Annotated in this window: 21 protein-coding genes, 1 tRNA gene and 1 pseudogene; 10 read left to right on the plus strand and 13 right to left on the minus strand. The window is 64.1% G+C overall.

What is annotated here, in order from left to right; translation table 11 throughout:
- Positions 1-380 precede the first annotated feature (380 nt).
- The gene (locus C5N93_RS09455) at positions 381-1,391 is read left to right on the plus strand and encodes a serine/threonine protein kinase (RefSeq protein ID WP_242559067.1); all 1,011 of its coding nucleotides are present in this window, start codon (positions 381-383) and stop codon (positions 1,389-1,391) included.
- Positions 1,392-1,414: 23 nt separating this feature from the next.
- On the opposite strand, the gene C5N93_RS09460 is transcribed toward C5N93_RS09455, so the two are convergent.
- On the minus strand, positions 1,415-1,873 hold the full coding sequence (locus tag C5N93_RS09460; protein ID WP_242559068.1) for a metal-dependent hydrolase: 459 nt from the start codon (positions 1,871-1,873) through the stop codon (positions 1,415-1,417).
- A gap of 330 nt (positions 1,874-2,203) precedes the next feature.
- Between C5N93_RS09460 and C5N93_RS09465 the strand changes: the two genes are divergently transcribed.
- Both C5N93_RS09465 and C5N93_RS09470 read left to right on the plus strand, forming a co-directional pair.
- Complete coding sequence (locus C5N93_RS09465) at positions 2,204-2,932, plus strand: transporter (protein ID WP_242559069.1); 729 nt, start codon at positions 2,204-2,206, stop codon at positions 2,930-2,932.
- A 180-nt stretch (positions 2,933-3,112) separates the two neighbouring features.
- A tRNA-Met gene (locus C5N93_RS09470) sits at positions 3,113-3,189 on the plus strand.
- Between the two features lie 176 nt (positions 3,190-3,365).
- On the opposite strand, the gene C5N93_RS09475 is transcribed toward C5N93_RS09470, so the two are convergent.
- Positions 3,366-3,791 (minus strand): cupin domain-containing protein, encoded by a 426-nt coding sequence (locus tag C5N93_RS09475; RefSeq protein WP_150719449.1) that lies wholly within the window; start codon positions 3,789-3,791, stop codon positions 3,366-3,368.
- Between the two features lie 82 nt (positions 3,792-3,873).
- Positions 3,874-4,701, minus strand: a complete 828-nt coding sequence (locus C5N93_RS09480; protein WP_242559070.1) for an AraC family transcriptional regulator — start codon at positions 4,699-4,701, stop codon at positions 3,874-3,876.
- A gap of 135 nt (positions 4,702-4,836) precedes the next feature.
- On the opposite strand from C5N93_RS09480, the pseudogene C5N93_RS09485 reads away from it, so the two are divergent.
- Positions 4,837-5,049, plus strand: a pseudogene (locus C5N93_RS09485) (cysteine hydrolase); the annotation flags it as partial.
- A gap of 101 nt (positions 5,050-5,150) precedes the next feature.
- On the opposite strand, the gene C5N93_RS09490 reads toward C5N93_RS09485, so the two are convergent.
- From C5N93_RS09490 to C5N93_RS09500, 3 genes are all read right to left on the minus strand, one after another.
- Complete coding sequence (locus tag C5N93_RS09490; RefSeq protein ID WP_069341457.1) at positions 5,151-6,119, minus strand: bifunctional helix-turn-helix transcriptional regulator/GNAT family N-acetyltransferase; 969 nt, start codon at positions 6,117-6,119, stop codon at positions 5,151-5,153.
- Between the two features lie 106 nt (positions 6,120-6,225).
- A complete protein-coding gene (locus C5N93_RS09495; protein WP_242559071.1) occupies positions 6,226-6,768 on the minus strand; it encodes a phospholipase D family protein in 543 nt (180 codons plus the stop codon).
- An 87-nt stretch (positions 6,769-6,855) separates the two neighbouring features.
- On the minus strand, positions 6,856-8,244 hold the full coding sequence (locus C5N93_RS09500) for a PLP-dependent aminotransferase family protein (RefSeq protein ID WP_242559072.1): 1,389 nt from the start codon (positions 8,242-8,244) through the stop codon (positions 6,856-6,858).
- A 79-nt stretch (positions 8,245-8,323) separates the two neighbouring features.
- Here C5N93_RS09500 and C5N93_RS09505 point away from each other — a divergent pair, with 79 nt between their 5' ends.
- Positions 8,324-8,839 carry a PaaI family thioesterase gene (locus C5N93_RS09505; RefSeq protein ID WP_242559073.1) on the plus strand — a complete coding sequence of 172 codons (516 nt, stop codon included), beginning with the start codon at positions 8,324-8,326 and terminating at the stop codon, positions 8,837-8,839.
- 111 nt (positions 8,840-8,950) lie between these two features.
- On the opposite strand, the gene C5N93_RS09510 is transcribed toward C5N93_RS09505, so the two are convergent.
- Positions 8,951-14,728 carry an IPT/TIG domain-containing protein gene (locus C5N93_RS09510; protein WP_242559074.1) on the minus strand — a complete coding sequence of 1,926 codons (5,778 nt, stop codon included), beginning with the start codon at positions 14,726-14,728 and terminating at the stop codon, positions 8,951-8,953.
- A 553-nt stretch (positions 14,729-15,281) separates the two neighbouring features.
- On the opposite strand from C5N93_RS09510, the gene C5N93_RS09515 reads away from it, so the two are divergent.
- The 3 genes from C5N93_RS09515 to C5N93_RS09525 are packed head-to-tail and all read left to right on the plus strand — an operon-like array spanning position 15,282 to position 16,907.
- A complete protein-coding gene (locus tag C5N93_RS09515) occupies positions 15,282-15,830 on the plus strand; it encodes a tail fiber protein (protein ID WP_301232250.1) in 549 nt (182 codons plus the stop codon).
- Between the two features lie 9 nt (positions 15,831-15,839).
- Entirely contained in the window at positions 15,840-16,373 is a 534-nt protein-coding gene (locus tag C5N93_RS09520; protein ID WP_242559075.1) for a tail fiber protein, read from the plus strand.
- 12 nt (positions 16,374-16,385) lie between these two features.
- Positions 16,386-16,907, plus strand: a complete 522-nt coding sequence (locus tag C5N93_RS09525) for a tail fiber protein (RefSeq protein ID WP_242559076.1) — start codon at positions 16,386-16,388, stop codon at positions 16,905-16,907.
- 24 nt (positions 16,908-16,931) lie between these two features.
- Here C5N93_RS09525 and C5N93_RS09530 read toward each other — a convergent pair whose 3' ends face one another.
- Positions 16,932-17,336: a hypothetical protein gene (locus C5N93_RS09530; protein ID WP_242559077.1), complete on the minus strand. Its 405-nt coding sequence runs from the start codon at positions 17,334-17,336 to the stop codon at positions 16,932-16,934.
- A 203-nt stretch (positions 17,337-17,539) separates the two neighbouring features.
- Here C5N93_RS09530 and C5N93_RS09535 point away from each other — a divergent pair, with 203 nt between their 5' ends.
- Positions 17,540-17,881, plus strand: a complete 342-nt coding sequence (locus tag C5N93_RS09535; protein WP_069341465.1) for a zinc ribbon domain-containing protein YjdM — start codon at positions 17,540-17,542, stop codon at positions 17,879-17,881.
- 48 nt (positions 17,882-17,929) lie between these two features.
- On the opposite strand, the gene C5N93_RS09540 is transcribed toward C5N93_RS09535, so the two are convergent.
- Positions 17,930-18,328: a GFA family protein gene (locus C5N93_RS09540; RefSeq protein ID WP_242559078.1), complete on the minus strand. Its 399-nt coding sequence runs from the start codon at positions 18,326-18,328 to the stop codon at positions 17,930-17,932.
- 208 nt (positions 18,329-18,536) lie between these two features.
- Here C5N93_RS09540 and C5N93_RS09545 point away from each other — a divergent pair, with 208 nt between their 5' ends.
- On the plus strand, positions 18,537-18,899 hold the full coding sequence (locus C5N93_RS09545) for a hypothetical protein (protein ID WP_242559079.1): 363 nt from the start codon (positions 18,537-18,539) through the stop codon (positions 18,897-18,899).
- Positions 18,900-18,981: 82 nt separating this feature from the next.
- Here the strand turns inward: C5N93_RS09545 and C5N93_RS09550 are convergent, their stop codons facing one another.
- The 4 genes from C5N93_RS09550 to C5N93_RS09565 all read right to left on the minus strand — a co-directional run bounded on the left by C5N93_RS09550 (position 18,982) and on the right by C5N93_RS09565 (position 24,649).
- On the minus strand, positions 18,982-20,181 hold the full coding sequence (locus tag C5N93_RS09550; protein WP_242559080.1) for a CmpA/NrtA family ABC transporter substrate-binding protein: 1,200 nt from the start codon (positions 20,179-20,181) through the stop codon (positions 18,982-18,984).
- A gap of 9 nt (positions 20,182-20,190) precedes the next feature.
- Entirely contained in the window at positions 20,191-20,766 is a 576-nt protein-coding gene (locus C5N93_RS09555) for an ANTAR domain-containing protein (RefSeq protein WP_069341472.1), read from the minus strand.
- Positions 20,767-21,022: 256 nt separating this feature from the next.
- On the minus strand, positions 21,023-21,838 hold the full coding sequence (gene cobA / locus C5N93_RS09560) for a uroporphyrinogen-III C-methyltransferase (protein ID WP_242559081.1): 816 nt from the start codon (positions 21,836-21,838) through the stop codon (positions 21,023-21,025).
- A gap of 81 nt (positions 21,839-21,919) precedes the next feature.
- On the minus strand, positions 21,920-24,649 hold the full coding sequence (locus C5N93_RS09565) for a nitrate reductase (protein ID WP_242559082.1): 2,730 nt from the start codon (positions 24,647-24,649) through the stop codon (positions 21,920-21,922).
- Positions 24,650-24,659: the final 10 nt, after the last annotated feature.

Here is a 24,659-nt window from a genome sequence, read left to right on the forward strand (position 1 = left end):
CGTCGCTTCGTTTTCTGCGTCGCTGCATCAGCAGCAGAGAAGTGAGATTATGTCGCAGCTTCTCGTCGTCGTCAACAGTTTTTTTCGCTCTTTTCGTTCGTCGCCGCAGCGACTCACAAGCTCCAAAACCACTAACCACCGGGCTTTGCGGCCCGTCGCTTCAACCTCGTCGCTGCTTTCGCTGCGTCGCTGTCGTTGCGAGAGACGAGATATTAATGACCTTCTTGAAGACGCGCAAGCACTTTGTGAAACTATTTTGAAGACCACGCATTTTCCTTCGATTCGACCACGCGACGCCACGTCTCTTCACTGCCTCGTCCCTATATAGGAGAAAGAAGAACGCCACACCGACGCCATCGCCTTTGGGCACAATAGCGTCCATGAACACCGACCTTCCCAACGACGCCTCCGGGCACGCCCATCCGTTCGCCGCCCTGCTCCCCGACACCGTCATTACCGCTGTCGAGCAACTCGGGAGTTATAGCGACGGGCGTCTGCTCGCCCTCAATAGCTACGAGAATCGCGTCTATCAGATAGGGATGGAGGACGGTCCCCCGCTGATCGCCAAGTTTTACCGTCCTCAACGCTGGACGGACGACGCCATCCTCGAAGAGCACGCCTTCACACAGTCGCTCGCGCAAAACGAAATCCCTGTCGTCGCCCCCATGGAGATCGGTGGCCGGACCCTACATCACTTCGAGGGCTTCCGCTTCGCGCTATTCCCCCGTCGCGGCGGTCGTGCCCCAGAGCTTCAGGACCCCGACACCCTCAACTGGCTCGGCCGCTTCCTCGGACGCATCCACGCACATGGCGCGACGCAACCGTTCCGCCATCGCCTCACGCTGGATATCGACACCTACGGCCGCGCGCCCGTCGACTATCTGTGGACGAACGGATTCATCCCATCCGATCTGCGTGACGCCTGGCGCAGCATCGTCGATCTGGCGCTCGACGGCATCGCTCGCGCCTACGAACGTGCGGGAGACGTCAAACGCCTGCGCGTGCACGGCGACTGTCATGGCGGCAACGTCTTGTGGACCGACGCCGGCCCGCACTTCGTCGACTTCGACGACACCTGCATGGCGCCCGCGATGCAAGACCTATGGATGCTGCTCTCGGGCACCCGCGCCGAGATGACTGTCCAGCTGGACGAAGTACTCTCCGGCTACGAAGACTTCGCCGACTTCAACCCGCGCGAGTTGCATCTGACGGAAGCCCTACGCACGCTGCGCCTGTTGCACTACAGCGCGTGGCTCGCACGCCGTTGGGACGACCCCGCATTCCCTGCCGCGTTCCCGTGGTTCAACACGCAGCGCTACTGGCAGGACCGCATTCTGGAGCTACGCGAGCAAGTGGCGTTGATGGACGAACCTCCGCTGACCTGGCGCTGACAGGCCGCTCACCTCGAACCCACTCACCACCATCGCCACATGGCGAACGCGAGCGCCGCCGCCACGCACCACTCGGCGGCGGACCCCGTCGTGACATAGAGCGGTGAGCGAAAGCGTGTCCGAAGCGGCCAGCACAGCGGCACGCCCGAGGGCGTCAGCCAATCGGCCAGCAGATGCGACAAGTAGCCGGCACAGAGCGCGAGCATCCACGCCGGGACATATCCCCATCCGTAAAGACACGCGACGATCGCGAGCGCCGGCATCAGTAGCGAATGCGTCATGCCGCGGTGGCCAAACAATCCGGAGATCGCCAGCGACAACGGCGCCACACGACGCCCCAACAGACTTTTCGGATGATCGATATCGGGCAGTAACGCGCCGACGAGCGTCAACGGCCATGCATGAACACTCGCGGCCCAACCGGTGCGATGCATCAGCCACGTGGCGCCGATACCGAATATGAGATGACTTCTGGCTTGCATGAAAGACTTGTCGACACGCGCAAATGGCTTCGCATCTGCGCAAAAAGGGGGCCGAAGTCTATCACCGCATACCGAGCGAGGCTTGCACAAAACACACCTGTGCCACCACATCGGGCGTCGACACGCAATGCCGTTGCAACAGACCTCCCCGCCACAGCGGTAAATACGACACTTCCCGCCAAATTTCGTTGCGATTCGATTGACGGTGTCATATCCGGAATTTACGATCCGCTCGACCCATCAAATCCGGCCCGATTGCCGTCCGATCACCGGCGCCCGCCCCCAGGCGAACTCAAGCCAACAAAACCAGGGTCCCCGCAGGAGTTTTCGATGAAGAAGTTTCTGATCCTCGCCGCCGCGATCGCACCACTCAGTGCCCATGCCACGAATCCTCTCGTGACGGACGACACCGGCACGCAGGACACCGGCAACTGGCAGCTCGAACTCAATAGCGAATGGCTCACGCAGCCGACGTCGCGCCAGCAGCAGTGGACCAACACGTTGACGTACGGTGTACTGCCGACGCTCGACATCGCCATTCAGGCGCCGTATCAACGCTCACGTCCCGATGGCGACGGCTGGACGAGCGGCTTCACGGATCTGCAACTGCAAGCCAAATGGCGTTTTCTCGAAGGTGAGCAGTGGAGCATCGGTATCAAGCCGTTCATCACGCTCCCGACCGCGAGTCAGGACCGTGGGCTCGGCAACGGGCGCGCCACGACGGGAGCGAACCTGCTCATGCAATACAACGTCGACCGATGGACGCTGCTCGCCAACGCCGGCTACACATGGAATAACAACAGCATCGGGAACCGTCAGAGCCTGTGGAACGTATCCACGGCCGTACTCTTCAGCGTGACGGATACCCTGCGACTCGTTGGCGACATCGGACTCGCCACGAACCCCGACAGCACGACACAGACGAAACCCGCCTATGCCCTGATCGGCACCATCTACAGCCCCACGAAGGATCTGGACCTCGACGTCGGCTACAAGCGCGGCCTGAATCCGGCATCGCTCTCCCATTCGGTTCAGGCTGGGGTCACGATTCGCTGGTGACGTCGGAGATCTCTATCTATATGAATAGACAGGACAATGACGGTGTACGCAACGCGTCGGACCACGCGCAGGACACCTAAAAAACGCACACGTCACGCATGAATTTCGGGAGCGCATTAAATTTAATGTCATAAATGCTTGACCAATGCGTGGAATACCCGTACTATTCATCTCCTCAGACGCGGGGTGGAGCAGTCTGGCAGCTCGTCGGGCTCATAACCCGAAGGTCACAGGTTCAAATCCTGTCCCCGCAACCAAATTTGATTCACTGTCGCTCAGCAAGTCGGGCGTACGAGTGAAAAGTGAAGATTGGCCGGCTACCAAGCCGGCCATTTTCATTTCCAGCCTCACATTCTCCTTCGGCAGCAAGTCAATCGCGCTACCGACAGATTCCCTTCAGACATCCTCTCGCCCATGTTTCGGCAGCGGGGCCTTAAATCCACTGATCGTTCTGCACCGTGCGCTCATTGGTTGCGCCGTCCCCGGTATTGAGCACCCCTCGTGGTTCGACCAGCAGCAGTTTCACTTCGCCTTGTGCGCAGGGCTTGTGCTCGATCCCTTTCGGAACGACAGCCATCTGTCCGGCACGCAACACGATCGAGCCATCGCCCGAAGGGCCGCCGCGAAAGTCGATCCTCAATTCGCCGTCCAGCACAACGAACGTCTCATCCGTGTCACTGTGTTGGTGCCAGACAAATTCGCCTTCTATCTTCACGACCTTGAACTGGTAATCGTTCATTTCCGCGACCACACGCGGCTGCCAGTGGCCGTCGATCAATGCGATCTTGCCAGTCAGGTCAATCGCCTCGCATTGTCCGCGTGCGGTAGGTGCAGTGCCGGGATTCGGTGATGCAGACATCGTTCTCTCCGTTCGGTGTAGATGTCCTTCCGAGAATACGTAGTCGCCGGAGCGCTGTATTGAACGATCTTGGGGGAGTGTTTCAACCGCGACGCACGTTGGCCATGATCTGGAGCCAGCGTCCCGGCGTGACGCCGAAGGTCTTCAGAAAGTGACGCGTCATGTGGCTTTGATCGGCAAAGCCAGCGTCTGCTGCCGCGCTCACAAGCGAAACGCCGCAGAGCATCATGCGTCGCACCGCATCGAGTCGGCGCATAGTGAGATAGCGATACGGGCTCGTCCCGTAGAACGCCCGAAAATCGTGACAAAGACTCCAGCGGTCCCGGCCTGTGGCCACCTCCAGTTCCGGGAGCGTGACCACGCGCGTGAAGTTCGCGCGCAGATAATCGCGCGCACGACAGGCCGCAGAATAATCCCCCTTCCCTCGCGCGCGCGGCGCACCCGCGACAGCGGCTAGCGCATGCGCCAGCTCGGCCAGCGCGTCATTCTGCTCAAGTGGCTCGACGGTATGGTCGACGTGCTGGAGCAAGACTTCCGTTGCGGCCGCGATACGGGGGTCGGTCGTTACCCCGCCTTCGAGAAACGGTAATCCGCTGCCACCCAATACGTTCTGAAAAAGTGCGGGATCCACGTAAATCATGCGATAGCGGAAGCCCTCGTCGGTGCCTGCCTGGCCGTCATGTGCTTCGTCGGGATGCAACACGATCGTGTTACCCGGCATGCTGTCGCGCCGACTACGTCGATAGCTGAAGCTCTGCACCCCGGCAATCGTACGACCGATCGCGTACGTATCGTGGCGATGCATGGCATACGCTTTGCCATGAAACCAGGCCTCGATGCGCTCGACACCCTCTGTCGGCTGGGCACGAATGACCCAGTCCGGACGTTTGGATGCGGTGTTTCGGGCCATCGCGAGTCACCAAAAGAGTGAATGGGGTTCGCGTCGGCGTGACGCGCAACTTAGCGCCTGATTTTACAGACGAACGGCGAGGCCATCAGCCCTGCCCGACGCATCAGCCCGGTCACGACCTCGCACAACGCATGACTCATGGCGGGCATCGCGTCGACTGGCGTCATGCTCTCGACGATTGCCTACGCGAGCGACGCCGACTACCGTCTTTTCACCGTGAAAGACTGCTGTTTCGATCCGGACACCGTTGCACACGACCGCCTGTTCGCCACGGCCTTCGATTCCCGGTCCACGGTGCTTACGCTCGCAGACATGCTGCCGTTGCTTCGTCGAACCCGCGAAGAATAAGCGTCACGGCCCTGGCATCGGTGTCGTCTGCGTTGTCATGCGCGCGCCCTGTCTCACTCCCGCCATTGCTTTCGTCGTCTCCCCGACGCCTCAGCCTTTCGTCAGCCTTTCGTACGCGTGAACCGCTGCTCGGTGACCTTGCTGCCCCACTGATCCCCCTCGAACTCCTCCGTGAGACGGAAACCATTCGACTCGTACAGATGGCGCGCCGCGTCCAGGCCTTTGAACGTCCACAGATAGGTCTCGCGAAAACGCGCATCGACGAATGCCATGGCGTTCGACATCAGACGTCGCCCCACGCCCGTGCCGCGCAGCACGTCGTCGACGATGAACCAGCGCAAGTGAGCCACCCCCGTCTCGAGATTGCCGTCGATGGCGAGCGACGCCAGCGTTCGTCCGTTCTCGACGTAGAGCCACAGCGCCTTGCCGTCCGAGGGCAACGCGCCGGCAAACTCGGCCAGCCCTGTCGCCACCTTCTTCTCGAAGAACGCGCCGAAGCCCCAATGCGCCGCGTAATAGCGCGCGTGAAGACTCGCGATGTCACCGATGCACCCCGGCTGATAGCCCTCGGTGATCTGCGTGGCGATGTCGGCGTCCGCGTCGCGTTTGGCCGAGTTGTCCTGCGCGAGCGCGTCGGCGTACAACGCGAGCGAGCGGACCAGCGCCGCCTGGTCCGAGGGCACGATGCGTCGAAGCGCGCTCGACACCTGATCCGTCGCAAAGCGATCGATCTTGCTGCGCAACTTCTGCCCGGCGTCGGTCAGATAGAGTTCTGAGGCGCGCGCGTCGTCGCTTGCGGTCGCGCGTCGCACAAGCCCGCCGGCCTCCAGCTTCGCGACCTGACGACTGGTGTTCGATTTGTCGAGACGCAGAATATTGCCGAGATCCTTGGCGCTGATCCCGGGCGTGGCGCCGATTTCGATGATGGCGTGAACGGCCGACGGTGCGAGGTCGCTATCGGCGAGCGTGTTGCGCATGAAGCCGAGCTCGCGAACCAGCCGACGGGAGAAGTCGCGAAGCTCAAGAATCTCCGCGTCGCGGGGTTTACCGGGAAGATCGACGATGTCCATGAGACGCCTCACTTAAGTTGAAAACACCGCATAAGTTGCGATACGCAACCAATATAGTTGCACATCGCAACTTATGCAAGTCGGACATCTCAAGTGGCTGCGCGTATCACTTTGCGACGTACGCTTGCCCCGAATCCCATCGCGATTGCCAGTGTTCGACGTATTGCCGCGCCACGTCCGGCATACCGCGAATCACGACGACGTTCTCCGAATTCTCCGTCTCCGCCGATTTGGCGAAGTTGAACGACCCCGTCTCCACCGTCGCCCCGTCCACGATGATCGTCTTGTCGTGATGGATGTGAAACCGGTCGTTGGTGCGAACCTCGACACCCTGACGCGTCACCCAATCCATGGCCGCCCGGCTCGTCTTCCCTTCATTGCGTTTTTTGTCGACGACCACCCGCACGTCGACGCCACGACGCTTCGCGGCCACCAGCGCCTCCATGATGTCGGGCGCCTGAAACGAATACGCCAGCATCTGAATGCTCTGCCTGGCGCTGCCGAGGGTCTCCAGCACCAGCGCCCGCGCCGTCCCTTCCGGCGAGAAGCCGACCTGAACCTCCGGCTGTGCGTACGACACCGGTGATACGAGCGCCAACGGCAACGCCCCGATCACGACCGCCCAGATCACGCTACGCATTGACTTCATCTCGTTGATTTCATCCTGATTACGTCCTGATTACGTCCTGATTACGCTCCGCGATGCCCCGAGGGCATCGAAAAAACACCAGAAACTTCATAACGGCAGACGGTCGATGACCGCACGAACCTCGGCCAGCACCGGCCCGACTTGCGCATCGGACATCGAACTGAGTCCCAGACGCAGCGCATGTGGCGCATGCCGTGTCGTGGCATAGGCCTGCGCCTTCGACACGGCGATGCCGCTCGCGGCAAGCGCCGAAGCCACCTGATCCATGCGCAAGCCTTCCGGCAGCGGCAACCAGAGGAACAACGACGACGGATGCGCAACAACGGTCATGCCACGCAGCACCTCACGCGCAATCGCCTGCCGCTGCCTCGCGCGCTCGCGCTGCCGTTGCTCCTGACGCTCGACGTCTCCGCTCGCCAGCCACCGCGTCGCGATCGCCGTCACGATGCTCGGCAGGCTCCAGTAAGTCGCGCGAATCACTCGCTTGACGTCCGCTGCATGGGCTTTCGGCGCGACGACATAGCCGAATCGCATCCCCGTCGCCACGCTCTTCGAGACGCTGGACACATGAAACGTACGCTCCGGTGCCAGCGTCACGATGGGCGGCGGCGCATCGTCCACCAGATAGGCATACGTGGCATCCTCGACGATCAGGCAATCGTGACGCCTCGCAATCTCGACCAGTGCTCGGCGCTGCGCCTCGCTCAACACCCAGCCGAGCGGATTGTGCAGCGTAGGCATGGTATAGATCGCGCGGATCGCATGCCGACGGCAAAGTGCGTCCAGCGCCGCCAGATCCGGGCCGCCCAGACCACCGTTACCACCATGACTGCCATTCGTCCCACTGAGATAAGGCACGGGTTTCATCGCCAGTCCCCCGAGCGACGCCGTCATCCTGAATCCCGGGTACGTCAGCGCATCGACGGCCACCGCATCGCCGGGCCGTAGCGCCGCCCGCACCACCACGTCAAGCCCCTGCTGCGCACCGCCGACGAGAAAAACCCGCTCGCTTTCCGCCTTGATGCCACGAACGTCGCGCAAATACGCGGCGACGATCTCCCGCTCGTGCTGACGCCCCCCCGGCGGCTGTTGACGCATGAGCGCGCTGAGATCCCCCGCCGTCGCCAGTTCGCGCAGCGTCGCGCGCAACAACTCGCTCTGCTCCGGCCACGACGGATGATTGAACGACAGATCCACCGCGCTCGAACTCAGCCGCGCCTCGTCGTCGACATCCCACTCTCGCTGCATCGGTCGATCGCGCACGAACGTCCCTCGCCCGACCTCGCCGACGACCAGCCCCAGCTCACGCAGCTTCGCGTAGACCTTGGTGGCCGACGCGATGGCAATGCCGTACTGGAGAGCGAGTTTGCGATGCGTCGGCAACGCCATGCCCGGTGGCAGCACGCCACAGCGAATATCGTCGGACAAGCGTTCGACGAGCCGGGCAACGGGAGACGGGGAGGATGCGTCAGTCATCACTGTACGTAGGACAATTTCTTGATTGTCCGATTGTAGACGGTGACACTGCGTAGAGCCAACCCCAACCGAGACCGTCATGTCTTCCCTGCCATCCCAGCCTTCCCAGCCTCGGGCCCCCGCCGAATCCCTCCCGGTACTGCACTACCTGCGACGTCAGCTCGACGGCACACTGCGCGGCGACGAGACGATCCACATGCGTTACCCGACAGCGATCTCGCAATTCCTCGGCTTTCGTATCGTGGAGATCGGTGAAGCGTCTGCTGTCATCGAACTGCATGCCCGGGCGGAACTGCACGGCAATCAGCAGGGCACCGTGCACGGCGGCATGTTGTGCGAACTGGCGGACGCCGCCATCGGCACCGCCCATTCCACCCTGATGACCGACGGCGAGACGTTCACCACGATCGATCTCAAGGCCAGGTTTCTGCGCCCGGTCTGGGACTCACGGCTCCTCGCCCATGCCTGGGCGACCCACCGGGGACGCACCGTCTCGCACTACCAGTGCGACATCAAGCGCGACGACGGGAAGATCGTGGCGAGCATCGACAGCGCCGTGATGACGCTGCGCGGCGACCACGCGAAGGGACGATAGCGGACAATTTGCGTCGCCCAATAAGCCAATGGCCCGCCGATCTTTCGACCGGCGGGCCATTGTCATGTCGACGCGCAAGTGCCCGAAGTTCAGCCAGTGACGATCACCGCGTCAGAACGGCGCGGCGAACGTCAACCGCACGCCCTGCTGCAAGCCGCCCATGCCGGTCGTCACGCTGTAGTCCAGCCCGAAGACGAGCACACCGGTACGCAGTTTCGTCCCCGCCCCGACTTGCACGCGATCGCTGCCATACGGACTGCCCGGCACGAAGTACACCGGCCCGCTCGACGCGATATCCGCATAGGCCAGCCCGGCAAGGCTCTGACCGTTGAAATCGTGCTGCAACTCCACGCGAACATACGGTGAGAAGGTGCCGATGCGCGTCGCTTTCGCGAAGCCCGCACGCACACCGAGCGTGCCCGACAGCGTGTTGACGTTTTGCTTGAAGTACGTGAGCGCATTCAATCCCGCGCCCGATTCGCTGTACTGATCGAGCGTGGAACGCGACGCCGTCAGTCGTCCGTACGGAGAGAACAGCCAATCGTCGGTACGGTATTCGTAACCTGCCGACAACGAGCCGAAGAACTGCTGCCCGTTGCGCTTGCCGGTGGCGAAGTCGTTCGCATCGACGACCCAGCGGCGCGAGTCGAAACTGAGCGTGCCGTAGCCCGCGACGGCGTCGACGAACAACGTCGGCAACGGACGGAAGCTCGCGTAGATCGCGCCGCTGTAGCTGTCGCCCGTGCTTCGCGTGCCTGAACTGCCGATATCCGTGGCGTCATGACCGTAGCCCACGCCCGCGCCGAGCGAGAACTGGTCCGAGAAGCGATAGTCCGCCCCCATCGTCACGCCGCCGGTCGTGAACTTGAAGCCCGAGCGCTGGGCCGCCGTGTTGGCGAAACCGAAGTCCACCGTCCCGGCCGTCCAGTAGGCGAAGCGCTGATCGTCTCCCGCGCCGACGCCGGGCAGGTTCGGACCGTCGCCCGACTCGCCGGTCGCCACACCGCTCGCCCCCACGCTCTTGTCGCGCACGTCGAGACTCCTGGCCTTGCTCAGTGCCGTCGGGCTGACTTCGCCGCGCAGACAGGCGTCGCGATCGGTAATGCCTGCGATGTCCTGACAGCGCGACAGATCCCGGCTGCTGCCGCGATCCGAAGACGGCAGCACCACGTTCAGTCCATTGCTGGACGGCGCGCGTCCCTTGCCGTGCAACGCTTCGAGACGCTGGTTGTAGTTGCCGATCTGCGTCGTGGCGAAGCGCCGTGCCGCTTCGACCTGCGCACCGATGAGGCCGGTGACGTCCGGGTCCGTGCTCGGGTCCTTACGCGGCGCGACGGTGACCTTCACCGTGCCCGGCGCGGATGTCGCATTTGCGTTCGAGATCGTGTACGTGATCACCGCCATGCCGGCAAACGCCGCAGCAGGCACGAAGCGCAAGGTGTAGGTGTTACCCGTCGGCGCGGCAGCGCGCGCCACGCCGGCCGCCGCCGGGGTCGAAATGATCGTGACGGTTCCTGCATTCGTCGGCGAAATCGACACGACGTTGGCCCCGGTGAATGGGCCACCGGTCGCGCCCGACGTGATGTCCAGATCGGCCGTCGCGTTCGCCGCCACCGAGGCTTCCAGCGAGGCCGCCGTGACCGGCACGGCCTTCACCGACACCGTCACGCTGATCGGCGCAGACGTGCCCACGGCATTCGTCAGCGTATACGTAAAGGTCACGTCACCGTTGGTGTTCGCCGTCGGCGTGTAGACGATGTCCTCGCCCTCCACGACCGCCGTGCCACTTTGCGGCGGCGTGGCGATGGCAATGCGCGTGAACGGTGCGCCCACGGCATTGGCCGTCGCACGAATGCGCAGCGGTGCGTTCGACAGCGTTTGTGTCTGCACCGCCGGGGCCGAAGCGACCTGACCGGTGATGTTGAACGCGAACGCCTTCGCTACCGTGAGCGGCGTGCCGGGTCCGGTGCTGGAATCCGTTGCGGTGACGGTGAAGTTGCTGGCGCCGGTCGACGTGGGCGTGCCGCTAAGAATCCCCGTGGCCGGATCGAGCGTCAGCCCTGCCGGCAACGTCCCGCTCGTGACGGTGTAGCGATACGGCGCCGTGCCCCCCGAAGCCGATAGCGTCTGCGTATAGCCTTGTCCGGCAATCGGCGTGGTCAGCGTCGACGGCGAGAGCGTCATCGGCGACGCATTCACCGTCAGCGACAGCGACTTGTCGACGAAGTACGGCGCGCCAACCCCTGCCGTGCTGTCCGTCATGCGGACCACCACCGTGAACGTCCCCGTCTGTGTCGGCGTGCCGGAGATCGCGCTGCCCGCCACGCTCAGACCAGCCGGCAATCCTGTCGCCGTGAAGGTGTAGGGCGTAACGCCGCCGGAGGCGGTGAGCGTCTGGGTGTAAGTCGTTCCGACGGCGGCATCGGTCAGCGCGGTCGTGGTGACCGCCAGCACCGGTGCCGTGACCTGAAGGGTCAGTACGACCTGCGCGGGGAACTGATTCGCATCCTTCGCTTGCAGCGTGAACGTGAAGCCGCCGACATTCTTCAGATCGCCCGTGATCGCCCCCGTCGCGGTGTTCAGCGTGACACCCGGCGGCAGACTCCCTCCGACGATCGAGTAGGTATAGGGAGCGGTCCCGCCCGATGCCGTGACCAACTGGTTATATGCCGTGCCGCTGGGCACCGCCGTCAGCGACGTGGTGCTGAACGCAATCGTCGGCGCGACCGTGGTGATCCGGATCGTGCCGCTCGTCGCCGAGTAAGGACCGCCGGGCGTCGTGTTATCGGTAGCCGTCACCGTGATGTCCTGTACATCGACGGAAGTCGGCGTGCCATGCAGGGTGCCGCTCGAATCGAGTGTCAGGCCCTGCGGCAGGTGTCCGGTGGTGATGGAATAGCTATACGGTGTCGAGCCGCCGCTGGCGACAGCGAGTGCCGTCGACGAATACGACGCGCCCACGCTCGCCTGCAACGTGGACGGCGGCGAGTATGTGATGGTCGGCGTTCCGACGGTGACAGACACCGTACCGGCGGTGGACGTGCCGCCGACGTTCGTCAGCGTGTACGTAAACGAGTCGGTGCCCGAGTACCCCGCCGTGGGCCGGTAGGTCAGCGAGGTGTTGCTGCTGACGGTTGCCTGTCCGTGCGACGGACCTGTGCCGACGCTCACCAGCGTCACGGCGCTCGCGCCGCTCGACAGGTCGACGTTGACGGGTACGGCAGCGCTGTTGAACGGCACCGACACCGAGACAGGCGCGGCCGTCGGCGCAGCGACATACGTGAACCGATCGCCAGCGCCCGTAGTGCTCGTTCCGCCCGGCGTGGTGACCGTCACATCCAGCACACCGGCCGCGCCAGCCGGCGAGATAGCGGTGAGTTGCGTCCCCGTACCGGGGCTGAACGAAATCGCGTTGGTTGCGCCGAACTTCACGCCCGACACGTTGGACAGGTTCGTGCCGTTGATGGTCACGGTCGTGCCCCCGGCCGTCGGGCCGGCGGTCGGCGAAATCGACGTCACGCTCGGCGCACCGACGTAGGTGAACTGGTCGGCAGCGCTCGTTGCGGTCGTGCCGCCCGGCGTCGTCACACGAATGTCGACCGTGCCCGTCCCTGCGGGCGCTTGCGCGGTCATCGAAGTGCTGCTGGTCACATTGAACGTCGTGGCTGCTGTTCCCCCGAAAGTCACCGCCGTCGCGCCCGTGAAGCCTGTACCGTTAATCGTCACGGTCGTGCCGCCAGCCCCCGGACCACTTGTCGGCGAGATGGAGGTAATGGTGGGTGCCGCGATGTAGGTGAATACGTCGCCCGCCACGATTGGCGAGGTGCCGTTGGCGGTCGTCACACGGACATCGGCCGTGCCGGTCCCAGCGGGGGCCGTGGCGTTGAGCGTGGTCGAGTTCACGAAGGTGACACTCGTTGCCGCTGCGGAACCGAACGCCACCGTCGAGCCGGCGGTGAAGTTCGCACCGGTGATCGTCACGCTGGTGCCGCCCGCTGCAGGACCGGTCGTGGGTGAGATCGACGAGACCGTCGGCCCCGGGATATACGTGAACTGATCGGCCGCGCTCGTGGCGCTGGTGCCGCCCGGCGACGTCACCGTGACATCCACGGTCCCGGTCCCGCCGGGTGACGTCGTGGTAATCGAGCCGGGGCCGGTGACCGTGAACGCAACGCTCGTCGCGCCGAACTTGACGTCCGTGACATCGCTCAGGTTGGTGCCGTTGATCGTCACGGCCGTGCCGCCCGACGCAGAGCCCGTGGGCGGGAGGATGCCGGTCACCGTCGGCGCGGCCACGTATTTGTAGCTGGAAGGGAGCGTAACACTGCCGCCCCCCGTGCTCACCACGACATCGACACTGCCCGCAGCGTGCGCCGGCGCGTTGACACTCGCCGACGTCGCACTGTTCACGACGAGGCCGGATGCCGACGTGCCGCCGAACGTCACGGTCATGCCCGAGGTGAATCCCGAGCCCGTCAATGCCACCGACGTCGAACCGCCAGTGGGCCCGGCGCTCGGAGAGACGGCCGACAGCGTCGGCGTCGCGAGATAGGTATAGCGGTCGCCCGGCACGGTCGCGCTGGTCCCCGCAGCGGTCGTGACGGAAACGTCGACGGTGCCCGCCGCGCCTGCCGGAACGGTGGCCGTGAGCGAAGTGGTGCTGTTCACGACGACGCCCGTCGCCGGGGTACTGCCGAAGCTGACGGTGGTCGAACCGACCACGAAGTTAGTGCCCGTGATGGTGACCGTGTTGCCGCCGCCAAGCGGCCCCTCGTTCTGCGTCACCGATGCCACGGTAGGCGAATTGATATAGGTGTACTTAGCCGACGCGCTGACGGCGCTCGTGCCGCCGCCCGTCGTCACCAGAACGTCGACCATTCCCGCAGTTCCCGCCGGCGCGGTCACCGTGATCTGCGACCCGGTGTTCCCGGTGATCGCCGCCGCATTGCCGCCGATGGTCACGCCAGTCGCCCCGCCGAGATCGGTGCCGTTGATCGTCACGCTATTGCCACCGCCCGTCGATCCTTGCGTTGGCGACACGGACGTCACGACGGGTGTCGGGAGATAGGTAAACGCGCCGGTCGCCGTTGACGAACCGCCGGAGGTGGTCAAGACGACATCAACGGCGCCGGCGGCGTGCGCCGGCGCCGTCACATTGATCTGCGTGGGGCTGACGACCGTCACCCCGGTAGCAGCCGTTCCGCCGAACGTCACCGTTGCGTTGTTGACGAAGTTGGTACCGGTGAGGGTGACCGAACCACCTGTGGCAGAAGGTCGAACGGAAGGCGAAATGCCCGAGATTGCCGGAATACCGCGCTCACGGTTGATGACAAGCTCTCTGGAACTTCCATTGCTGCCATACAGCGTGAAAGTCCATTGCGTCTGCGTCGTCGTCGGGCTCGGCGTGAAAACCACGACGTCCTCGGGGACAGCGTTGGTATCGATCTTTAGCTTGGAACCGTCCCCGGTTGACGAAGGAATATCGGACGTCCCCTGACTCGCGTCCGAATAAATGCCGCCGTCATCGAAGTTCCCGTAAAAAGGGTCGCAGTTCTGGAACCCTGCCGTGGTTTGTGTCGACAGCGTGTAAGAACTTGCACCGGCCGGCCCCGCATTCCACGTGTAGCACACCGCAGCCATGGCTGACGACGCAAAGCCAAACAGCACCAGCGCGACGAGCGCGCGCAACCAATGGAACCAGACGGCACACAGACCTGAGCGCATATAAGAGATGCGCGAGGCCGCGCTGGGGGCATTCATACCTGGGAACATGACGAGAACGGGCAAAAGCGAGAACAGACCACCGACCGTGTCGCACGTCACGCGCGCGACCGCACCTGCGTCGACAACGGGAGCCGCACGCGCGCAATCGCGGCGCATCAGCGACATCGACGAAACGAACGAAAAGGAAAACTCAGGAAGTTTCCACGCGCATCTGGCGTGGCAGTGACCGTGGCGGGTCGATGAATGTCTGGCTACCCAACTGCCGCATCGTTGCGGAACTACCCCGTAAGCACTCGCGCTTCATGTCTATGGCCCCCGAACCCCAACCGAACGATCGGCCGGAACTCCATTGTTATTTTCACCACCTCAACCACCGAAATAGCCAGCAGCATTTGCCTACCATATTTTTCGGTATTTTTTATTAATGCTTTTTTGTACTAACCAACCAGCTTTGCTTTGTTGGCGAAGGTTAAAAGAACCATGAAATCTCCGTCAAGCAATGTTCTTCCCATCCTCTCTGCAATCAACCTTTATTAGGGTTAATCCTTATAAATATCGGCGTTCAAATCACCGACAACCCTACTTCAAACGATCGTTTTATAAAATTTGAAAAACCAAAGGACTTCAAAATAAATTTGAAAGTTTGGTTTGAGATGGCACAATTCGCGCCAATAAGAAATCAAAGATCGTGGCGTCGCCACTTAACGAGGAAAGACCAGTGGAAGAAGCATATCTCGGGGAAATACGATTGTTCTCGTTCGCCATGTCTCCACGCGATTGGTTGCCGTGCGACGGGCGCTACATGAACGTTAATGTCAATCAGGCGCTGTATTCGTTGCTTGGCGTGCAATACGGAGGAGACGGCCGAACGACGTTCCGGCTACCGGACTTGCGTGGGCGCGTCGCGATGCACCGGCAGCCCGGCAAATATGAACAAGGGGTTCCGAACGGTACGGAGACCGTCACTCTGACTGCGCAACAGATTCCGGCGCACACACATGAATTCCACACTGCCGCGATCGGCGCCACGCAACCGGTGGCGGGACCGGACAAGAACCGGGTGCTCGCCAAGAGCGTGAATGTGAAGGACGGCCAAACGACCGACGGTCCGTTGCTCTACGGTCCGGTCACGTCGAGCACGCTGTCGGCCGAATCCCCGGAAGCCTGCGGCACGACAAGCGACGCTCTGGGCCACAACAACATGCAGCCGTCGCTGGTCATGAACTACATGATCTGCGTCAACGGCATCTACCCTTCGCGCAGCTAGGAGTTCGACATGACACCGTACATTGGCGAAATTCGCCTGTTCGCCGGCACCTACGCGCCCGTCGGCTGGATGCTTTGCAATGGACAGAAGGTCAACATTTCCGACTTCGAAGTGCTCTACTCCCTGATCGGCATGACCTACGGCGGCAATGGGCAAACGGACTTTGCGCTGCCGGACCTGCGTGCTCAGGTGCCGATCGGCATGGGCCAGGCGCCTGGATTGACCCCGCGCACGATCGGTCAAAAGATCGGCAGCGCGAGCGTCACGCTCAAGCCGGAGGAAATGCCGGGACACACGCACGTGATCAATGCGACGTCGAGCGATGCGACATCGGCGACGCCCGCCAGCGATCTCCTGCTCGCGGTGACTCAGGAGAACTTTTACGACAACGGCGCCCGTAACCCCACGGGCAAAGCGGCGTTATCTCCCCAGGCCATCGCGCCCTCCGGCAGCGCGGCCCCTGCTGCGCACGCCAACATCATGCCAACCGTGACGATGAATTACATCATTGCGGTCGAAGGCGTTTATCCGTCGCAAGGCTGACCCGAGCAAACCATGGATGAATACTATATTGGCGAAGTGCGCATCTTCGCCTGCAACTTTGCACCGAACGGCTGGGCATTCTGCGACGGTTCGTTACTCCAGATCCGCACGTTTCCGACACTGTTCGCGGTGATCGGCAATCTGTATGGCGGTGACGGCAAACTCACGTTCGCGGTCCCCGATCTGCGCGGCCAGATCGCACAAGGCATGACGGCGCCGACCGATATGTACAAGCGTCAGGGTAGCGAGACCGTGACGCTGGACGACACACAGGTCCCGATGCACACGCATACGGCCTATGTGAACGGTGGGCGACCGTCGTCGCTGACGCCGGGCGACCGTCTGCCGATGCGATTCTTCGCGGGGGGCAACAATACCTATCTCGAAGCCACGGCGTTGCAGTCGCCCGTCTCGCTCTCACCGCAGGCGATTAGCGTCGTCGGCACCGGTGGCTCGCATAACAACATGCAGCCGTTCCTGCCGATGAATTTCTGCATCGCGGTGCAATACGGGGAGTTTCCGCCGCGTCCGTAAGATCGATGCGGATGGTCGTGATGTTCAGTTGCCGAACAGATCGTGGGCGTTCAGGATTTCGTAGGCGATTTCCGGACGCTCCTTGAGACATCGGCGCACGGCCGCAGGAATGGACGCCCGGGTTTTGCGACACAGGCCCGGGCGTTCTTCCAGATGGATATCGAAGCCGCTCACCGTGCGGACTTCGTTCGAGCCGGGACCGATCTGCAACTGGATGCCCAGTTGCTCGTAGATCCGTTTCGCAAGGTGCCTGAGATCGGCATAGCTCGTCGCCGCCTCGATGCGGGCCACCAGTCGCTTCTCCTCGGCCTGCGTGAGCATCAGAATGCGCCGGTCGCCATTCGGGTCCTGCAACAGGACCTCGCGCTCACAGGTGCAGGCACCGGGCGGGCACTCCGTACGAATGAGGATCTGGATCTCCGCAGCCATGACAGGGACAGCGCAAGGGTTGGGGGAACGGGCGTGGCGCCCATTATCGACCAAACCAGTATCGCCCGTGTGATGCCCCCGATCCATTAGGGATTTCGACGGCGAAGGCTGCGCCGACCTCCGCATTTGAGCCAGGGCAAACGGTTCCGACTTAACGGACGCTATACTCTCGCGCTCTTAACGCCTTCACTCCAGGAAATCCCATGAGCGCATTGCCCCCTTGCCCGAAATGCAACTCCGAATTCACCTACGAAGATGCGGGAGTGTGCATTTGCCCGGAATGCGGCAATGAATGGTCAACGCAGGCGGACGCCGCGGCTGAGCCGACCGAGCGTGTCTATCGCGACGCCACCGGCGCAATTCTGCAAAACGGCGATACCGTGACCGTCATCAAGGACCTGAAGCTCAAAGGCTCCGGCGGCACGATCAAGATGGGCACCAAGGTGAAGAACATCCGCCTCGTGGACAGCGATCACGACATCGACTGCAAGATCGACGGCTTCGGCGCGATGAGCCTGAAGACGGAGTTCGTCAAGAAGGTGTAAGCCCCGCCCCAGGCGGATGGCCGGGGGTACGTCGCCGGCTGTCCCGCCTCAATCAAACTGCGGCAAATGATCATCGATCGCGTACCAGGACGCTTTCGACGCCACATGAAGATGCTTTTGCCCCGGCGCGGTAAAAGGGGTATCGATGGTCCCGAGCGCCACGGCAATCCATTCGGCCAGCTCGTCGCTATTGCCCGACCAGAACAGCGACGCACCGCAGTGCGCACAGAATTCGCGCCGCGCCCGCTCTGACGACGCATACGCCTTGATGCTCTCCCGGCCCGCCAGAATGTGAAGGTCCGTGCGCCTCGTGCGGCCATAGCTCGCAAAGGCCGCGCCGTGTCCCTTCCGGCATTGACTGCAATGGCAATGGCTGAACTTGACCATCGGCCCGCGAATCTCGAACTTGACGGTCCCGCACAGACAACTTCCCTGAAGCACAGACATCGGCAGACTCCTCGAAACGCTGAAAAGGGGGGACGACGCCGCTCGCGTCGATCTCCGGAAGTCTACGCCCGACGCTGGCTAACGTCCCCGCCCCGGCGATTCCCTCCACTTTGCGCAACAGAGGCTTTCAGTTTCGTGCGTTTATCGGATTGCGACAGATCCCTACACTGTCACACATGCAGTGAGACGGGAGGAGACGCCCGCCAAAATGACGAAACCGGCGCACACAGGTGCGCCGGTTTCCGATTTCAGAACCCCAACCGTCTCCGCCAGAGGCGTCGCCATGACGCCCAACCACACATCGACGGCCATGAAAAAGAAGATAGCGTTAGCCGCGTTTCTCGCAGTGCCCGGGTCCTTCGCGATCCTCGCCCTCGCCTGCCTGCACCCCGTTCTGCGCCGCGAACTCGCTCGCGCCGCCGGCCTCGAACCGGTCTTCGCGAACGTGTCGCGGCAGGTCGTGCTGCTCGCCCTCGTCTACCACCTGAACATGCATCACCGTCATCGCGAACGCGCGCTGCGCGCCTGCCTCGCTCGCGGCGGCGCCGATTGCGACGCCTTCGCCCAGTAATTCGACGCTCCCCCCACGGCGGTCCGGCGCTCGCCGGGCGCCGTCAGCGCTCTGCCGTCTGCGCGTCGCCGACCGATTAGCGCTAATCCGCCGACTTCGCCCGAATCGCGAACCCATCGACGTAGGCCGCCAGATCCGCAGCCACGGTGGCATCCCACACCCGGCCGTCACATAGCGTCTGCGCCGCAAACTGCGCCACCACTGGCACCCCGTCCGCCCGCGCGGCAGCCTCGAACAACGCCGTCTGATTGACCGCCGCCGCCGTGCGCGCCGCCCCGGCAACCGCCGCCTCGCCGACCATCCCCCAGCGACGATACTGCGAGACGAACCACATCCCGTCCGACGGATGCGGATAATTCACCGCGCCCTCGTCGAAGAAACTCACCGGCAGCAACGCGTGCCGACCGGACAGGCGTCCGAAATCGCCCAGCAAACGCGCGGCGATCAGGTCGCGCGGCGCGCCCACCCACGCCGGCTCCGCCAGCCACCCCGCCGCCTCCGCCCGGTGCCCCGGCATGTCCAGCCACCGGCAGGCGCTCAGCAGCGTTCGCACCAGCGCCTGCGCCGTGTTCGGATAGCGAGTGACGAAGTCCCGCCGGCAGGCGAGCACCTTTTCCGGATGATTCGGCCAGATGTCGCTCGACACCGTGACCGTGCGTCCCAACCCGCGTGCCTGCGCCACGGCGTGCCATGGCTCGCCGCAACAGAAGCCGTCCAGCCCGCCCTCCTCCATCGCCGCCACCATGTGCGCCGGCGGAATCACGATACTGGTGATGTCCGTGAGCGGGTCGATACCCTGCGCCGCGAACCAGTAGTTCATGAACATCGCGTGGGTGCCCGTCGGGAACGTCTGCGCGAAGACCGGCTTGCGCCCGAGCGACGCCAGCGCCCGGCGCAGATCCCCGGTCTCGGCGATCGCATCGGCCAGCGACGGCGTCACCGTCACCGCCTGGCCGTTGCGGTTGAGCACCATGAGCACGGCCATGTCCTCGCGCGGGCCGCCAATGCCCAGTTGCACGCCATACACCAGCCCGTAGAGCGAATGCGCCGCATCCAGCTCACCGGTGATGAGCTTGTCGCGGATGGCTGCCCACGACGCCTCACGGCTCAACTCCAGCGTCAGCCCATGCTCGTGGCCCAGTTCCAGACGCTTTGCCACGACCAGCGGCGCCGCGTCCGACAGCGCGACGAACCCCACGCGCAAATGACGCTTCTCCGGTACCCCGCCCGATATCTCGTCGGACGGCAGCACGTCGGAAGCCAACTTCGATGATGTCGACATGAGCAGTGTCTATCCCAGTAATTCGGCTATCGAGACGAGCTGGCGCGCCACTTCGACGAGCTTCTCGCCCTGATCCATCGCCCGTTTGCGCAGGATGGCATACGCCTCCTGCTCGGAAATCCTGCGCCGGTCCATGAGCAGACGCTTGGCGCGGTCGATCAGCTTGCGGTCGGCCAACTCGCTCTCGGCTTTCGCCAGCCGTGCCCGCAGCTTCTCCTCATGCGCGAAGCGCGCGAGCGCGACTTCGAGAATCGGCGCGAGCCGGTCGGCCGCCAGCCCTTCCACGGAGTACGCCGTCACCCCGGCGTCGACCGCCGCGCGAATGAGCGACTGGTTGTCGTCGGCGGAGAACATCAGCACCGGCCGTGGCGCCGCCGCATTCATCACCGCCAGTTGCTCCAGCGTGTCCCGCGAAGGCGATTCGGTGTCGATGATGACCACGTCCGGCCGCTCGCTCTCCACCACACGCGGCAACGCCTGCGGCTTGGCGACCTCGGCCAGCATCTCGCATCCCAGACGGGCGAGCGCCGCGCGCAACTCGCCGATCGGCTTGTCCGTATCGGTGACGAGCAACACGCGCAGCATGCCCTGCGCCGCCGGCCCTTTGGCGGGAGGCGCAGAACCAGCAGTCTTGCGGGAGGAGGCGGCCGGTGGATCGATGTCCCCGGCGTCCAGTGTTTTCGGCAAGTTTCGTGAGGGCCGACACAGTCGGCCAGTCGGTGAGAAGATCACGTCGACACCCTCGTCAGGCCACGACTGTGCGGCCTGACGGTGGCATCTCATTCGGTCGCGGACACCCAAGCGGCTCCGCGTTCAGTATAGGCACTGACGATACAACGCTTCACGCAGCACGGGGGATGACGTGCGCCGTGTCGCGACGACCCTCTCGCGTGAGCATCGCCGCCGCATCCGCTCCATCAGGCACATCCGCCACGCCGGGCATCGCAGCGGCTTCAGCGACCGCGCCGCCCACGAGCAGAATCGTGGGGCTGGCGAAGCCCCCGGCGCGCACGTCCGCCGCCAGTCGACCGAGCGACGTCACCATCCGACGCTCTTGCGGCGTGCCCGCCCACTGCACCGCGCCCGCCGGCGTGGCGGCATCGAGATGCGCCAGCAGCGTCGCGCTCAGTTCCTCGACCCGGTGCAGCCCCATGTAGATCGCCAGCGTGGTGCCCGATGCCGCGAGCGCCGCCCAGTTGGGGGCACTGCCGTCCTGCCGATGCGCGGTGACGAAGGTCACGCCCGCGCAGTGATCGCGATGCGTGAGCGACATGCCGAGACCGGCCGCCGCCGCGAACGCCGAAGACACCCCGTTGACGATCTCGACCGGCACCCCCGCGCGACGCAGCGCCGCCATCTCCTCGCCCGCTCGGCCGAACATCAGCGCGTCGCCGCCCTTGACCCGCACCACATGCGCGCCGCACTTCGCGAAGCGACACATCATGCGCTCGATAAACGCCTGCGGCGTGGAGCGACAACCGCCCCGCTTGCCCACGGCAATCACGCGCGCCTGCGGGGCGAGCGTGGCGATCTCGGGATTCGCCAGATCGTCGACGAGCAACACGTCGGCTTCGCCCAGCACGCGTGCCGCGCGCAACGTCAGCAGATCGAGTGCCCCGGGCCCCGCGCTGAGCAGTGTGACTTTGCCGTGCTTCATGATCGTTCTCCCGTGATTCCTGTCGTGATTCCTGCTTGGTGTCGATGTCTTCGATGTTGGCAACGTCCCGCTGGCGTACCGTCATGCAGCGCTCGCCGCCACGGACGGGACCGATACCTTGGGTGTCGCCCCGCTTGATGCGGCACACATGCGCTGCAACTCCGGCACGCATGACCCGCAGACGGTGCCGCAACCGAGTTTCGCCTTGAGTTGCGCAACATCCGCGCCTGCCTCGATGGCCGCGCCAATGCTCGACGCCGTGACCGACTTGCACTGACAGACCGTCCGGTCGCGCGGCGCCGTCGGGCCGCTGTCAGCCACGAACACGGCGTGTCGCGCGCGCGTCCACGGCGAGGTCTCGCGCACCCGCGCCAACAGCGACGTCGAGCCGGCGACGTCCGCCTCGCTGCCCGCCACCAGCACGCCGTCGATCAGCGTCCCGCGCCAGGCCACGCGCTTGGTCATCGCCCGGCGTGCGTCGCGATACTCCAGCAGCGATTCGTCGCGCGGCAAGCCGAGCGCCGTATGCAAACGCTCCAGCCATTCGGCGTCGGGACGGTCGTCGGCAGCCGACACGACGATACGGTCGTCGCCCTCCAGACGCACCGTTGCGAAGCGCCGCTGCGCCAGCAACGGCTGCACCGCCGCGTGCAGTTGCAGCGCGTCGCCGCGACGCACGGCCGCCACGCGCCACGGCAGCGTGAGCGGGTCGACACGCACCGCCGCATGCTTCAGTTCCGGCTGTTTCGAATACTTGTCGACGGCGCCGGTCGTGGTGTCGTTCACGCCTCCGCCGCCGAGAAACTGACCGCTCCAATGCATCGGCACGAAGACCGAACCGGACGCCACGTCGTCGCTCACCGTCAGCAGCAGCACGCGCTCGCCACGACGGCTCGACAGTCGCACGAAGTCGCCCGCCCGCAGACTGCGACGCGCAGCATCCGCCGGATGCATCGTCAGCGCCGGCTCGGGCGCATGCTCGAACAACTGCCCCACGCGTCCCGTGCGGCTCATGCCGTGCCACTGGTCCCGCAGACGGCCGGTAATGAGACGCAGCGGATGCCGCGCGTTGATCGGCTCGGCCACCGGCCGGTACTCGAACGCGTGAAACTTCGCGCGACCGTCCGCCGTGGCGAACACGCCATCTTCATAACGACGCGCCGCCCCGTGCGCAGCCCCTGCCGGGAACGGCCACTGTTGCGGCCCACGCGCCGCCAGCAAGGCGTAGTCGATACCGCCGATGTCGAGATCGCGGCCGACGGTCAGCGCGCGATGCTCGTCGAAGATCGTCTCGATGGACGAAAACGCAAACGGCTCGGACGGCACACCGAGCTTCACGGCAAGTCGCCGCGCCACTTCGCTTGCGATCCACCAGTCCGGACGCGCGTCGCCCGGCGCCGGCACCGCAGCGCGTACGCGGGAAATGCGGCGCTCCGAGTTCGTGACCGTGCCCGCTTTCTCGCCCCAACTGGCGGCGGGCAACAGCACGTCGGCATACGGCACGGTATCCGTCTGATGAAACGCTTCCTGCACGACGACGAACTCCGCCGTCGCGAGCGCTTCGCGCACACGCGCACTGTCCGGCATCGAATGCACGGGGTTCGTGCACGCAATCCAGATCGCCTTGATACGCCCGTCGCGAACCGCGTCGAACATCTCCACAGCAGGCAGCCCCGGCTTGTCCGACAGGCCTTGCACGCCCCAGAGTTGCTCGACCTCGGCCCGATGCGCCGCATTGCCGATGTCGCGATGTGCGGCGAGCATGGTCGCGAGGCCCCCGACTTCGCGGCCGCCCATCGCATTGGGTTGCCCGGTCAGCGAGAAGGGACCGGCGCCCGGGCGTCCGATCTGCCCCGTCGCGAGATGTAGATGGATGAGCGCGAGGTTCTTTTCCGTGCCGTGACTCGACTGGTTCAGCCCCATGCAATAGAGCGACAGCGCCGCCGGACTCTCGCCGAACCAGTCAGCCGCCTGACGCAGCGCCGACTCCTCGATACCGCAGATATCCGCGACAAGTTGCGGCGGATAGGCTCGCAGCGTTTGCTTGAGCGCGTCGAACCCGTCGGTATGCGCATCGATGTAACGGCGGTCGATGCGCCCCTCCCAGATGAGGTGATGCAGCATGCCGTGAAAGAGCGCGACGTCGGTTCCCGGCACGATCGGCAGGTGCAGGTCGGCCAACGCCGCCGTGTCGGTGCGACGCGGGTCGACGACGATCCAGCGAATCGACGGATCGGCGGCCTTCGCAGCTTCCAGACGTCGGAACAACACCGGATGCGCATACGCCATGTTGCTGCCTGCGAAGATCACCGTGCGGGCGGCTTCGAGATCGTCGTAGCACGTGGGCGGACCGTCTGCGCCGAGCGCCATCTTGTACGCGCTCACGGCGCTGGACATGCACAGCCGCGAATTCGTATCGATGTTGTTGGTGCGCACCAGCCCTTTCGCGAGCTTGTTGAAGACGTAGTAGTCCTCGGTGAGCAACTGTCCGGAAACGTAGAACGCCACGGCATCGGGGCCGTGACGGTCGATGACGTCGGCAAAACGCGACGCCACCGTCGCCAGCGCAGTGTCCCACGTGGCAGGCGCGCGCTCAGCCTCGCGCGAAGTGCGCATCTCGGGCATCAGCACGCGTCCGGCGAGCGACTGTGCGGTGAGCGGCAGCGTCATGCCCTTGCTGCACAGCCGCCCGTAGTTCGCCGGATGCGCCGGATCGCCCTGCACACCGACGATGCGCTCGCCGTCGCTCTCGACGAGCATGCCGCAACCGACGCCGCAGTAGCAGCAGGTGGTTTGCGTGATGGTTGTCATGGGGGGCTCC

Source organism: Pandoraea sp. LA3, from assembly GCF_022696215.1.
GTDB classification, from domain to species: domain Bacteria; phylum Pseudomonadota; class Gammaproteobacteria; order Burkholderiales; family Burkholderiaceae; genus Pandoraea; species Pandoraea capi.

Excerpts from the sequence above, each read along its gene's own strand:
- C5N93_RS09550 (WP_242559080.1), bottom strand. The coding sequence starts at position 20,181 with ATGTCGACATCATCGAAGTTGGCTTCCGACGTGCTGCCGTCCGACGAG.
- C5N93_RS09510 (WP_242559074.1), bottom strand. The coding sequence starts at position 14,728 with ATGTCGCTGATGCGCCGCGATTGCGCGCGTGCGGCTCCCGTTGTCGAC.
- C5N93_RS09530 (WP_242559077.1), bottom strand. The coding sequence starts at position 17,336 with ATGGCTGCGGAGATCCAGATCCTCATTCGTACGGAGTGCCCGCCCGGT.
- C5N93_RS09545 (WP_242559079.1), top strand. The coding sequence starts at position 18,537 with ATGACGAAACCGGCGCACACAGGTGCGCCGGTTTCCGATTTCAGAACC.
- C5N93_RS09520 (WP_242559075.1), top strand. The coding sequence starts at position 15,840 with ATGACACCGTACATTGGCGAAATTCGCCTGTTCGCCGGCACCTACGCG.
- C5N93_RS09535 (WP_069341465.1), top strand. The coding sequence starts at position 17,540 with ATGAGCGCATTGCCCCCTTGCCCGAAATGCAACTCCGAATTCACCTAC.
- C5N93_RS09455 (WP_242559067.1), top strand. The coding sequence starts at position 381 with ATGAACACCGACCTTCCCAACGACGCCTCCGGGCACGCCCATCCGTTC.
- C5N93_RS09555 (WP_069341472.1), bottom strand. The coding sequence starts at position 20,766 with ATGCTGCGCGTGTTGCTCGTCACCGATACGGACAAGCCGATCGGCGAG.
- C5N93_RS09465 (WP_242559069.1), top strand. The coding sequence starts at position 2,204 with ATGAAGAAGTTTCTGATCCTCGCCGCCGCGATCGCACCACTCAGTGCC.
- cobA (WP_242559081.1), bottom strand. The coding sequence starts at position 21,838 with ATGAAGCACGGCAAAGTCACACTGCTCAGCGCGGGGCCCGGGGCACTC.
- C5N93_RS09500 (WP_242559072.1), bottom strand. The coding sequence starts at position 8,244 with ATGACTGACGCATCCTCCCCGTCTCCCGTTGCCCGGCTCGTCGAACGC.
- C5N93_RS09565 (WP_242559082.1), bottom strand. The coding sequence starts at position 24,649 with ATGACAACCATCACGCAAACCACCTGCTGCTACTGCGGCGTCGGTTGC.
- C5N93_RS09475 (WP_150719449.1), bottom strand. The coding sequence starts at position 3,791 with ATGTCTGCATCACCGAATCCCGGCACTGCACCTACCGCACGCGGACAA.
- C5N93_RS09505 (WP_242559073.1), top strand. The coding sequence starts at position 8,324 with ATGTCTTCCCTGCCATCCCAGCCTTCCCAGCCTCGGGCCCCCGCCGAA.
- C5N93_RS09460 (WP_242559068.1), bottom strand. The coding sequence starts at position 1,873 with ATGCAAGCCAGAAGTCATCTCATATTCGGTATCGGCGCCACGTGGCTG.
- C5N93_RS09525 (WP_242559076.1), top strand. The coding sequence starts at position 16,386 with ATGGATGAATACTATATTGGCGAAGTGCGCATCTTCGCCTGCAACTTT.
- C5N93_RS09540 (WP_242559078.1), bottom strand. The coding sequence starts at position 18,328 with ATGTCTGTGCTTCAGGGAAGTTGTCTGTGCGGGACCGTCAAGTTCGAG.
- C5N93_RS09495 (WP_242559071.1), bottom strand. The coding sequence starts at position 6,768 with ATGAAGTCAATGCGTAGCGTGATCTGGGCGGTCGTGATCGGGGCGTTG.
- C5N93_RS09480 (WP_242559070.1), bottom strand. The coding sequence starts at position 4,701 with ATGGCCCGAAACACCGCATCCAAACGTCCGGACTGGGTCATTCGTGCC.
- C5N93_RS09490 (WP_069341457.1), bottom strand. The coding sequence starts at position 6,119 with ATGGACATCGTCGATCTTCCCGGTAAACCCCGCGACGCGGAGATTCTT.